Below are 11,996 nucleotides of genomic sequence, written 5' to 3'. Positions count from 1 at the left end.
TATAACATGTCTAATATTGTTTTCAAAAACAAACTCAAATTAATTTTATCAATTATATTTTCTGCGATAATCGTCATATCGTGCGGAGAGTCCGGCGCTACCGACCCCGTAGAGACGGAGATTTCAAAGGGAATTACAATGGCATTTAAAACCACAGGCGGCGACGAAACAGAATATCTGATAACACAGGAAAACATAATGGAGGGGGAAATTTCCGCCGTTGGACAGGGAATAGAATTGACCGGCTGGAGATTCTTTCATAAAGTAGGCAATACACTTTTTGCGTCGGGATACAGCGAAGACAATCAGTGCGCCGCTTATGTAAAAGATCAAAACGGTAATATTGTTAAAAAGGGCGAGTTCATATTTGAGAATTCGCTTGAAATGTTCGGCAATTCGGATGACAATCAAACAATGCTTGCAATGGAAATACCGCGCGCCGGATTTGCAAACAGAAGACTCTATTTTGTGGACGTGAATACTGCGCTTGTAAGCAAAATAGTAGGCACCCGGATTTTCGAATCTCAGGAAGACTCGTTAGTCGCTTGGCCTACGGCTTTGCAGGTGCGAGGAGACAAACTTTTTATACCCTTTCATAAACTCGACGCCAAAGGGTGGTTTACCACTCCGAGTCCCGACAGCGCATTTATTGCGGTTTATTCGTATCCCGACGTCGGAGCTGTGCCGGAGAAAATAATTTCCGATCCGCGCACGTCGAACATTGGCGTTAACGGCGCGGCAACCGGATTGATTCAAACCGAAAACGGCGATCTCTATTCGTTTTCGTGCGGAGCCTCGATGGCGGGCTTTTCGCCGGCGTCGTCAAAACCTTCGGGCATTTTAAGAATCAAAGCGGGCAGCGCCGACTTTGACCCGAATTATTTCTTTAATGTAGAAAGTATTACGGGAGGAAAAATCTTCTGGTTTGACTATCTGGGAAATAATAAAGCGCTTGCCAGGATTCTAACGGACGACAACGGCGGACTGTGGACCGCCTTCGGCAGAACCGTTTTCAACCAAAAACTTGTCATTCTCGACCTTGTTAATCAGACCGCTACAGACGTTGCAAATATTCCTCTCCATGCGAAAAGATATACCTCGACTCCGCTGCTTGTGGAAGACGGAAAGGTTTATGTAAGCGTTGAAACTGCAGGCGACGCTTACGTCTATCAAATTGACATCGAATCCGCTTCGGCGGTAAGAGGAGCTAAAATAAACGGCAAAACCATTAAAGGCTTTTTTAGAATGTAGTTGAATATTAATGCGGGACTGCGCAAAAACAGAATTGGCGCAGTCCCCGCGATTTTTTGAAAGGGGCGGAATGAAAAAAATTATCCTAAAAATACACGAAATTATAGGACTGTTGACGGGCGTCGTTGTTCTGATTGTTTCTTTAACCGGGAGTCTCTGGGTTTTTAATGAAGAAATAAATAATCTGGTATGCGGAGCGCTCGCCGTACCCGTTAGAAACCAGCAGCCATTGATTCCGAGCGCCGCAAAAGAAATTGCCTCGAAAGTTTTTCCAGGAAAATCGATTCACGGCATTTACTACGGCAAAGCCAACGAACCTCTTGAAGTGATTTTTTATGAACCGGAGCCTGAATTTTACAGCAGCGTATATCTGGATCCGTACAGCGGCAAAATACTCAAAAGCGAAAATCATCTGGAAGGTTTTTTTGCTTTTTTGCTTGAAGGGCACCTTGGTTTGTGGCTCCCGGAAGAAATTGGCTCGGAGATAGTCAAAGTATCCGTCCTCCTTTTTATGATTGCGTTAATCAGCGGATTTTATCTGTGGACTAAAGGAAAAAATAAGAAAAGACGATTGTGGTTCGATTGGAATATTAATACAAGGTGGAAAAGAAAGAATTACGACCTTCATTCAATAATCGGCTTTTATATTTTCTTTCTTGCTTTCATTATCGCTTTTACGGGCGCAGTAATGGCTTACGATTGGTTTTACTATATTGTTTATAAAGGAGCCGGCGGAGAAAAAGACCCGCGTTTCATTATACCGAACAATGTCTCGATTGGAAAAAACGAAGAAATGCAAACTCGTATAGACGAGCTGCTTCCTATTTTGAAGGGCAGTTATCCTGATGCCGACGGATACGAAATCCATTTTCCGCATTCCGATTCGTCATCTATATACGCAGAAGTATATAAAAAGAAAGGGATTTACTACAATGCCGATTATCTTTTTTTCGATCAATATACACTGGAAGAAATAAACACCCCGAGTTTATACGGCAGAGCAGAAGATGCGGATTTTGCCGATTCTATCATTAGAATGAACTATGACGTTCACGTAGGCGCAATCGGAGGAATAGCCGGCAAAACCGTTGCATTCTTTGTAAGTCTTTTCTGCGCTTCTCTTCCCGTAACCGGATTTTTGTTATGGCTGGGTAAAAGAAAAAAATAGAGCGGTCACCCGCAAATATTTTCCGCCAGCCAATTGTGCAGCGGCAGTAAATCCTTCAATGTGCGAATGCTGAGTTTTACCGGATCTTTGTCTTCCAGAAAAGAAACGTCTTTTTCGTCGTATGCGTAAAGACTGCCGTAGAGCAACAATTCCGAATATTTATAATCTTTGTCGAATCCTCTCGGAACTTGCTTGTAACTTTTGCCTCCGATTGTGTATCCTTTCTTTTCGATCTTCTTCAATATCCGGTCTAATTCTACGGCGTTGGCTTCAATCGCTACGGTCTCCCGGTATTTTTTTAATTGGTCTTTGGTAAACTCGTACATCCCCGCAGCAATAAAAAAGGATTCCGGATCGACGTGGAAATAGAGTCCGCTCGATTCCATTTTTTTGCCTTTTCCTTCCCAGAAGAGAATGCCGAGATTGGTCTTGTACGGTTTTTTGTCCTTGCTGAATCGAACGTCGCGATGTAGTCTGAAAATCGATTTGTCGATTTTGGGAATTGCCTGAAACGACGGCTTGATTTCGATTAAATGCATCGCCATAATTTCCACGAATGCCTGCGCCGGCATGAGAAAGTCCTCTTCATATTCCCGGCGGTGTTCTTCGAACCAGTTCCGGTTGTTATTCTTTTTAAGTTTTTTCAGAAATGCGAGCGGCGCGGCGGGAAATTTGCTCATATAATTGACGTCTGCCATATTCAAAAACTCCCTTTGATATATTTATTTTTTTGATTTTTTATCCTTTGCCGGTTTTTTCAAAATCAACCGGTCTATTATCATTTTTTCCATCAATTTAATCGGCGCCAGCGATTTCTCAACCTTCATTCTCATAATGGCTCCTTCCCAACTGTTGATGATTAATTGCGCGGTCTTTTTTGTGTTCACGGAATTATCGATTTCGCCGGCGGCAACCGCGTCGTCGAGACAGGTTTTAACAAACGACTCTATTTCCTCGAAAGCCATGGATACTTTTAGTCTGAATTTTTCATTCAGATCTCCCATTTCCTGGGCGAGGTTGCCGAGCGGACAACCTCCCGAATAGTTCTCGGATACGAATATATCGTTGAAGACGGCTATGAATTTTTTAATTCGTTTAATGCCGGGTTTCGATTTGCCGGACATTATTTCTTCTATCTTGGCGCGGAAAAACTCGATATAGAAATCGATCAGTTCAACTCCCAGTTCTTCTTTGCTTTTGAAGTAATAGTAGAAAGAGCCTTTGGGCGCTCCTGCTGTTTCGAGAATTTCCTGAATGCCGGTATGATTGAATCCTTTTTTGCGTATCAGAAACGCGGCGGATTGAAGTATTTTCATTTTAGCGGAATTCATAAACTCTAAAATAGACCGGTCGTCTACAAGTGTCAAGCTTCATTTTCTTCTTTGCTTTTCTCCGGGCAGGTTTTTATTTTGAATCGCATTAAAAGTCTTTTTATGGGATATATTAACCGACATATCATATTCGCCGTATTTACAATTTTACTGTCAACGACGGCATGTAACGAGGAACCTACTAAGAGCGAAGCAATAGAAATCGGCTTGTTGTTCAATACGTGGTACGATTCGTACGAGGAGAAGACCGACAGTACGGATATATTCCGGCCGGAAGGATATAAAGAATTTCCTCCATCGCGTTTTCGCAGAAGGATTACATTCAACGACGACGGCGCCTGCAGCTGGCTTGTGCTGCATCCCGCCGACGCCCACTATTTGGAGACAGGCACGTGGAAATTCAACGGCGCGGAAAGATTGATTTTTGTATACAATAATAAAGGCGAAGAAGTCCATGTTATGAAAATTCTCGAATTAAATCGGGAATTGTTGCGAGTGTTGATGATTAAATACAGTTACAATTAAATCCGGATTATGATAAAAAAAGAAATAATATTTAATATACCAGCCGCGTCTCTTGCGGCTGTAGTCGGAATTGTTTATTTGTCGGTGCATAAATTAATCTATACAATGCAGCCGACGTTGGGCTACGACGCCTCGGTGAGATTTACAACGACGGTTCTCTGGGCGATTTCGAACTTGTCGATTGTTTATATTGCCGCGGCGCTTTTAATCAACGAAAAAAGATTGGCTGCCGGCGCAAAGCTCTCTCTAAGGCTGGCGATTGTATTCATTGCGACATTGATCCTAATGAGAATACTCGAAGAGTTGTTCCCCGATTGTCTTCTTGAATTCAGAATTGCTTCCGAAAGTCTGAGAGTCCTTAATTCGGCGGCGATTGCTGTCTTTTTCTTTTTTTTCAGGGAAATAGCAAAAGGAAGAAAGCGCTTGAGAAGAGCGGTGAACCTCGTGCTGCTACCCGTTGTGCTGCTGGCAATTATAAATATGAGAAGCCTTTATCATTATTACCTCTTTTTGAAAGAGGGAATTGTTTTTCGACCTGGATTTCAAGCGGAAGTTATTGCGGGAATTGCATTTCTAATCGCTTACACGTTCGCCGTCAATTTTCTTTTTGTGCTCTTTTCCGAGTATAAAAAGGAAAATTATTAATTAAAAAAAATATGCTTGACAAAGAGGAAAAGTTCGCTTAATTTGTGCTTTGAAAAACAAAGCACTTTGTAATAGGAGGAGGCGTGGACGGCAACAGGGCGTTAGAGGATATTCGGTTTATCAGAAAAGTAATCGAAGAAACAAAAAGGGAAGTGGTTTATAACGGCAAGGATTACATCTTCTGGGGCGCGCTTGTAATTGTGGGTATGCTGGCGATGTATATCCCGATTAAATTGCACATTTATTTCAACTATTTTTATGTATGGGTCGTGCTTATTCCCGCGGGCTGGCTCTATTCATTTTATAACAAAAGAAAAAACGAAAAGAGTTTTCCGAAAACATACGCCGGAAAATTGATTTCTTCGGTTTGGCTCGCCGCGGGGATCAGTATGACTTTAATAGGTTTTGTCGGCACGCTCTCGGGAAATATTAATCCGATGTCGATCAATCCGCTTTTGTCCGTAATTATGGGAATCGGATATATGGTGACGGGAAAAATTCTCGAGAGTAAATGGCTGACCAACGTTTCCGCAGGCTGGTGGTGCGGCGCGCTGATTCTTTTCTTTATTCACTCGGAAATGCAGCTCCTCTTGATGGCTTTGATGATGTTGGCGTTTCAAACCGTGCCGGGAATTGTAATCTACAAAAAGTATAAAAAGGAGATGGAGAGCAGGATTGACCGATAAATCCGGAAAAGATTTTAATTATCAAAAGCTCGACGAAGTTATTCATTCCCGAATTCGCCTTGCGATTATGTCGGTTTTGATCGGACTGGAAGAAGCGGAATTCAATTTTCTCAAGGAAAAAGTAAAAGCCACCGACGGCAATCTGAGCGTTCATCTGAGAAAACTCGAAGACTCCGGATATATCAGCTCGAAAAAAGAATTTATCGACCGGAAACCGAAAACCACGTATAAATTGACAGCTAAAGGAAGAAAAGCATTCGAAGCATATATAGAACAACTGGAAAAAATAATAGGAAAGAAGTAAGAAAAATTTTTTGTTTTGCCGCTTTATTTTTTAAAGTACTTTGAGGAGGAAAAATGAAATCATTAATTTGTCTGTTCGTCTTAGTTGTTTCGTCTGTATTGTATTCTCAGGTTGAGCGCGTCGACAGTCTTATCGGTCTTGCAAAAAGCGCGTATTTGAGATATGACTCGTCGGATCTCGAAAAACTTCGTTCGGAATTTAATGAACTCGCCTATACCGGCGGGAATCACAATGCCGCTTATTATAGCGCGCTGCTCGGTTACAAATTGCTCGAAATGAATATGGGCAACAAAAGCGTCTTCGGCAACTATTACGAAGCGACTCTTAAAGATGTCGAACGGCTGCTCGAATTTGACGACATAAGAGCCGACGCGCTCGTAATAAAAGCTGCAATTTATATGATGAAAATTGCAACGAATCCGATAAGCGCGGTTACGCTTTCGCCCAAAATTCATCAACTCCTCGACGAGGCTCAGTCAATCGATCCGGAAAATCCGTATTCATACGTAATCAGGGGAATGATGAAGTTCAATACTCCTAAAATGTTCGGCGGCAGCTTCGAGGAAGCTCTCAAGAATTTCAGCAAAGCAACTTTTCTCTTCGAAAATTATCGCAATCTTCCTGCATGGGGATACGCCGAATCGCTCGCCTGGCTCGGCAGAACATACGTTGAATTGGAAGATATACAATCCGCTCTCTTTGCTTACAACAGGGCATTGAACTCGGAGCCGGAATACGGATGGATTAAACACGCGCTTATACCTGAAGCAGAAGAAAAAATAAAGGAATATGAGAATGAATAATGTTTTTTTGAAAACGCTCTTTTGCATATTGGTAGCCTTGAATATTAATGCACAGAGCCGTACGACGGTTAAAGGATATGTAAAAGACGCCGATGGCAAGCCGATTCCGTATGTGAATGTATTTATCGAAGGTTCTTTCGAAGGCGCTATGACAAACGAGTCGGGCTACTTCGAATTTGTCTCTTCGAAGAGAGGCAAAGCAATCTTGAGCGCAAGCATTATCGGATACGAAAAATTCAAAACGGAAATCGAATTGTTTCGCAGCGGAGAAATAGAATTAATTATTGTCCTAAAAGAAAAAGAGGTCGAACTGAAGGAAACGGTTATTTCGGCGAGTTCCTACGGTTCCGAAAAAGAGAAAGGACTGGTAATAAACAGAATGGACGTGCTTACCACGCCCGGCGGGGCTGCGGATTTATATCAATCGCTCAAGACGATGCCGGGAATCACGCACGTTTCCGAAAGCGCGGAACTATATGTTAGAGGAGGCGACCCGCTGGAAACCGTTACAATGATAAATCAAACCCCGGTTTATCATCCGTATACGTTGGAATCTTCTTACGGCGGACTCTTTTCGAATTTGAAACAGAGCGCCATCAAATCGGTTTACTTTTCGAGCGGAGGATTTTCCGTTAAATACGGCAATGCGCTCTCGGGCGTTCTCGACATCGAAACGAAAGACCTTCCCGTTAATAACGGCGGGAGTTTCGGACTCTCTCTTGCAAGTTTAGACTTGTCTTACGGTTATATGCAGGAAAACGAATCGACAGGAATTTATGCCGACTTTTCTCAAAGCTATACCGACCCGATCTTCTGGTTGAACGGCGGCAGAGAAAGGATGACAGTCGCTCCCGTATCCAGGAATTTTACCGCAGGGGCAATTGTCAAATATTCGAAATCTTCGAGACTCAAACTTTTTGTTATGGCTGCGGACGACAAACAGGGCGTTAATGTGGAAAGAGCCGAGTATAACGGCGTTTTTAACGGCAACTCTTCGAATTACCTCGTCAATTTACAGTCGATTAATCCGGTCTTCAAAAATCTTCTTTTGAAAACGGCGGTAGGCTACAACCGGTTCAAAAACCTTTGGAAAATCGGAACGCTTGATATTGAAAAAACCGAAAATGTAATTTCATTCAGGAGCGATGCGGAATATCGGATAGCGCAAAAAGTTAAATTACTTGGCGGCTTCGAATTCGAATCGAGAAGAATAGAATATCTCGGTAAGGTTCCGTATTACGATTACGATATCAGGCCGGGCGCCGAATACATAAATATCGACGCTAAAATAAACGGCGACAGAGCGGGATTATATACCGAACTTCAATACCTAAACTTATTCAGTATAAAAAATTTATCGACAGCAGCGGGTATTCGATACGATAAAATATTTCAATTGAATGCGGAGTGGGCCGACCCCAGATTTTCGCTCAGTTATAAACTATCTGAGAAAACAACATTTCGATTCGGAGCGGGGATGTTCAGGCAAATGCCCGATCCCCGGCTCTTGAATCCGAACGACGGTAATCCCGATCTGAAACCGATGAGAGCAAAACATTATATATTCTCGTATGAATTTACGCCGGACGACAACAATTCCCTGCGCATGGAATTTTATTACAAAGATTACGACGACCTTCCTGCTGAAAACGATTTTGCTAATTATGACAATTCAGGATACGGATTTGCAAAAGGGATCGATTTGATATACAAAGGGATTTTTCCGTACGGAATTACAGGCTGGATTTCGTACGGATATATCGACACAAAAAGAAAATGGATCGATTTCGAGAATTTAACGCGCAGTTCTTACGATATTACGCACAATTTGAATCTGGTTATGAAATTTACTCTGTCGGATTATTTCCAGTTGGGATTTACCTGCAGATACGCAACCGGCAGACCATACACTCCCGTTGTGGGAGCGGTCTATAAGGAAAAATACGACATCTACGAACCGATTTACGGAGCCGATAATTCAGTCCGCTTTCCCGACTATAAACGAATCGATCTGAGATTGACTTATTACAATATGCTCTTTAATAAGTATTATCTTGTCGTTTATGCGGAAGCTCTGAATATATTCGGCTTCAAAAACTTATTCGGATACAGTTACTTGTTCGATTACGGACAAAAAAAAGAAATCGAAAGTTATTTCGGAAGGCGTATGCTCGTCTTCGGTTTTATGCTGCAAATCTGAATTTATATTTTCATTCTTTCGTCGAATAATATCGCCGTAAATTCTTATCTTTCGATAAAAAAATCGAAATGACATTCGAGGACAAAATCGTATTGATTACCGGAGCTTCGAGCGGAATAGGAAAAGCTCTGGCTGAAAAACTGACGCTCAAAAACTGCAGACTTATTCTTTGCTCGCGAAATATCGAACGACTCGATTTAGACGGCGGTAATATTCTGAAATTAAAATGCGATGTCTCCAGAAAAGAAGAAGTGAACGCGGCGTATAATACCGCAATCGAAAAATTCGGAAAAATCGATATCGCTATTTTAAATTCCGGCGTCGGGCACAGAATGACCGTCGGGGAATATAATTCGCAATATGCGGAAGAAACGTTTTCGGTTAATCTGCTCGGTATGGTTTATTGGATAGAAAAATTGCTGCCTGATTTTATTAAAAGAAGGGAAGGAGTAATTGCCGGCGTGTCGAGTCTGGCGGATAATCGCGGCTATTCGGGCAGCGGTTTCTACTGCGCCAGCAAAGCCGCAGCCACGATTATGCTCGAAGGTCTGAGAGTAGAACTGAAACCATACGGCGTTAAAGTGATTACCATTAAACCCGGTTTCGTTAGAACTCCGATGACCGACAAAAACGAATTTAAAATGCCGTTTCTTATCGAACCCGTCAAAGCTGCCGAAATAATAGTTAAAGGAATTGAAAAAGAAAAAAGAATTATACAATTTCCGTTGCCTACGGTATTAATGTCTAAATTTGTCGGTATATTGCCGGCGGGTTTGTATGAATTTTTAACGACCAAAATTAATGTTTGATAAATATTGGGGGAAGTATGAGATACAGAGAACTCGGACGTACGGGCTGGAAAGTCTCCGAAGTAAGTTTTGGCGCATGGGCTATCGGCGGTTCGTGGGGAAAAGTAGACGACAACGATTCGATCAAAGCGCTCCATAAAGCTGTCGATATGGGAGTTAATTTTTTTGATACGGCCGACGTCTATGGCGACGGTCGCAGCGAACGATTGCTCGCCAAACTGAGGAAGGAATACAAAGACAAAATTTATATAGCGACCAAAGCCGGCAGGCGTCTCGAACCGCATACAGTCGAAGGCTATAACCGGCAATATTTGACTTCGTTCGTGGAGAGAAGTCTTAAAAATCTCGAGACCGATTCGATCGATTTGTTGCAACTTCACTGTCCTCCGACGCCCGTATATTATATGCCCGAAGTATTCGATATACTCGACGATCTCGTTAAAGAGGGGAAAATTAAGTATTACGGAGTAAGCGTAGAGAAAGTCGAAGAAGGAATTAAAGCAATCGAATATCCGAATGTTCAGTCCGTTCAGATAATTTATAATATGTTCAGGCAGCGTCCGGCTGAACTGTTTTTCGAACTGGCTAAAAAACGGAAGGTCGGAATACTTGCACGCGTGCCCCTCGCATCCGGACTTTTAACCGGCAAAATGAAGCCGGATACGAACTTCGAACCCGACGACCACAGGGCGTTCAACCGTCACGGCGAATCTTTCGACAAAGGAGAAACATTTGCCGGCATCGATTACGAAGTTGGATTAAAAGCGGTAGAAGAATTGAAATCGATTTGTCCTTCCGGAATGACCATGGCTCAATTTGCATTGAGGTGGATTTTGATGAACGATGCGGTTACTTGTGCCATACCGGGAGCAAAAAGCGAAAAACAGGCTTTATACAATTTCGCCTCGGGAGATCTTCCCCAGCTTCCGGATGAAATTATGTCGAATATAAAAGAGATTTACGAAAAGTATATTTATAATTATGTTCACCATCGCTGGTAGCCAAAAGGACGTTTTGCAATGCTTGTAGAAAAATTTATTAAATATCCGCCCGGAAGGGATGTTGTATTTGTTCTGGGAGCCGGAGCGTCGAATCCTGACGGCGTGCCGCTTCAAAAAGAACTCCTGCCTCAAATTTTGAATCCCGCACTCGACGAAATCCGTAATTCAACCATCGGAAAAGTTGTAATCGAATTCATTGAAGAAAATTTTCAATTCGACAGAGAGCTGAACCTTTATCCCAGGCTCGAAGCCGTTTTCGGATTCATCGATTATTTTATTCAACACAACGAGAGTTTAAACAGCAAATATAACGTTGCGCGAATACGGGAAATCCGCGAATATCTGATAAAGCTGATACATTATATAGTTAATCTCAACACGGACAAGAAAAGCCACTATTATCATCTCTTCTGGAAAAACATTGTAGACAACGTCCCGAATTCTTCGATAATTACATTGAATTACGACACTTTGCTCGAACAGGCATTCGAAACCAACGACGAGAACGAGTCTTTCTTCAACAAAAATTTTTATCTCGATTATTGTATGCATTTCATGAATTACGAAAAGATCCCGCAATTAAAAGAGTATCATTACTGGATAAATCCGCGAGAGCCGCTTCTGCTGGAGGAATCGATAGAGCCGAAAGCATTTAAAATCATAAAACTGCACGGAAGTCTCAACTGGAAGTACTGCAGTTGTTGCAATCAGACGTTATTGACCACGTGGGATCGAAAGATCGATTTGAACCGCGGAAAGTTTTTGGGTTATACGCATCCCGACAAGGTGGAATACGAATATCGATGTCCGATAGACGGTACCGATTTCGAGACGTTAATAATGCCGCCTTCATACTTGAAATCGTTGCATCATCCGGTGATTTCGCAATTGTTGGTGGAGGCTTCCAAAGAGATCAGGGCGGCAGATAAGATTGTATTTATCGGCTATTCGCTGTCGGAAAGCGATTTGCATATAAAAGCGCTTTTCAAAAAAAATATCAGACCGGGGGCGGAATTAATTGTAATTAATCCGAAAAAGAAGGAATCGCTGGAGCTGAATTACAAATCACTGGCGGAGAAAGTACGTTTTGTAAATATGACATTCGAGGGATTGATCGAAAAGGGGTTCTTTTCCGAATTTATGCCTTAAAAAGGGTGAATAGAGAAAAATTAACTTGACAAAAAAAAAGGAAAGGCGTAGATTGCAAACGTTTGCAATTGCAGATTCTTATCCCTTCTTTGATTTTTTTACTTTATAACTTAAATGAGGATTT

General features: G+C 42.1%; 13 protein-coding genes. 11 read left to right on the top strand and 2 right to left on the bottom strand.

What is annotated here, in order from left to right; all coding sequences use genetic code 11:
* The first annotated feature begins 6 nt into the window (after positions 1-6).
* Together ACOYVE_RS11465 and ACOYVE_RS11460 are read left to right on the top strand one after the other, a co-directional pair.
* Complete coding sequence (locus ACOYVE_RS11465; protein WP_014855675.1) at positions 7-1,251, top strand: DUF4374 domain-containing protein; 1,245 nt, start codon at positions 7-9, stop codon at positions 1,249-1,251.
* A gap of 70 nt (positions 1,252-1,321) precedes the next feature.
* Positions 1,322-2,419, top strand: a complete 1,098-nt coding sequence (locus tag ACOYVE_RS11460; protein WP_422882039.1) for a PepSY-associated TM helix domain-containing protein — start codon at positions 1,322-1,324, stop codon at positions 2,417-2,419.
* A 5-nt stretch (positions 2,420-2,424) separates the two neighbouring features.
* Here the strand turns inward: ACOYVE_RS11460 and ACOYVE_RS11455 are convergent, their stop codons facing one another.
* Together ACOYVE_RS11455 and ACOYVE_RS11450 are read right to left on the bottom strand one after the other, a co-directional pair.
* Positions 2,425-3,117, bottom strand: a complete 693-nt coding sequence (locus ACOYVE_RS11455; RefSeq protein ID WP_422882037.1) for a DUF2461 domain-containing protein — start codon at positions 3,115-3,117, stop codon at positions 2,425-2,427.
* Between the two features lie 24 nt (positions 3,118-3,141).
* Positions 3,142-3,750 carry a TetR family transcriptional regulator C-terminal domain-containing protein gene (locus tag ACOYVE_RS11450; RefSeq protein WP_422882035.1) on the bottom strand — a complete coding sequence of 203 codons (609 nt, stop codon included), beginning with the start codon at positions 3,748-3,750 and terminating at the stop codon, positions 3,142-3,144.
* Between the two features lie 102 nt (positions 3,751-3,852).
* Here ACOYVE_RS11450 and ACOYVE_RS11445 point away from each other — a divergent pair, with 102 nt between their 5' ends.
* The 9 genes from ACOYVE_RS11445 to ACOYVE_RS11405 all read left to right on the top strand — a co-directional run bounded on the left by ACOYVE_RS11445 (position 3,853) and on the right by ACOYVE_RS11405 (position 11,872).
* Positions 3,853-4,275 (top strand): hypothetical protein, encoded by a 423-nt coding sequence (locus ACOYVE_RS11445; protein ID WP_041355875.1) that lies wholly within the window; start codon positions 3,853-3,855, stop codon positions 4,273-4,275.
* Between the two features lie 9 nt (positions 4,276-4,284).
* The gene (locus ACOYVE_RS11440) at positions 4,285-4,920 is read left to right on the top strand and encodes a hypothetical protein (RefSeq protein ID WP_422882033.1); all 636 of its coding nucleotides are present in this window, start codon (positions 4,285-4,287) and stop codon (positions 4,918-4,920) included.
* An 83-nt stretch (positions 4,921-5,003) separates the two neighbouring features.
* A complete protein-coding gene (locus ACOYVE_RS11435) occupies positions 5,004-5,606 on the top strand; it encodes a hypothetical protein (protein WP_422882032.1) in 603 nt (200 codons plus the stop codon).
* Positions 5,596-5,910, top strand: coding sequence for a winged helix-turn-helix domain-containing protein (locus ACOYVE_RS11430; protein ID WP_014855667.1), 315 nt, complete (start codon positions 5,596-5,598; stop codon positions 5,908-5,910). The genes ACOYVE_RS11435 and ACOYVE_RS11430 overlap by 11 nt, the downstream gene beginning before the upstream one ends.
* A 53-nt stretch (positions 5,911-5,963) precedes the next feature.
* Positions 5,964-6,713 (top strand): hypothetical protein, encoded by a 750-nt coding sequence (locus ACOYVE_RS11425; RefSeq protein ID WP_014855666.1) that lies wholly within the window; start codon positions 5,964-5,966, stop codon positions 6,711-6,713.
* Entirely contained in the window at positions 6,706-8,913 is a 2,208-nt protein-coding gene (locus ACOYVE_RS11420) for a TonB-dependent receptor (RefSeq protein WP_422882029.1), read from the top strand. The genes ACOYVE_RS11425 and ACOYVE_RS11420 overlap by 8 nt, the downstream gene beginning before the upstream one ends.
* 68 nt (positions 8,914-8,981) lie before the next feature.
* Positions 8,982-9,722 carry an SDR family NAD(P)-dependent oxidoreductase gene (locus ACOYVE_RS11415; RefSeq protein ID WP_014855664.1) on the top strand — a complete coding sequence of 247 codons (741 nt, stop codon included), beginning with the start codon at positions 8,982-8,984 and terminating at the stop codon, positions 9,720-9,722.
* 17 nt (positions 9,723-9,739) lie between these two features.
* Positions 9,740-10,723: an aldo/keto reductase gene (locus tag ACOYVE_RS11410; protein ID WP_422882028.1), complete on the top strand. Its 984-nt coding sequence runs from the start codon at positions 9,740-9,742 to the stop codon at positions 10,721-10,723.
* 18 nt (positions 10,724-10,741) lie between these two features.
* A complete protein-coding gene (locus ACOYVE_RS11405; RefSeq protein ID WP_014855662.1) occupies positions 10,742-11,872 on the top strand; it encodes an SIR2 family protein in 1,131 nt (376 codons plus the stop codon).
* Positions 11,873-11,996: the final 124 nt, after the last annotated feature.

Origin of the sequence: Melioribacter sp., from assembly GCF_049325435.1 — a bacterium.
Classification (GTDB): Bacteria; Bacteroidota; Ignavibacteria; order Ignavibacteriales; family Melioribacteraceae; genus Melioribacter; species Melioribacter roseus.
The sequence above is the reverse complement of the archived record's forward strand: the minus strand, read 5'-3'. Positions and strand labels throughout refer to the sequence as shown.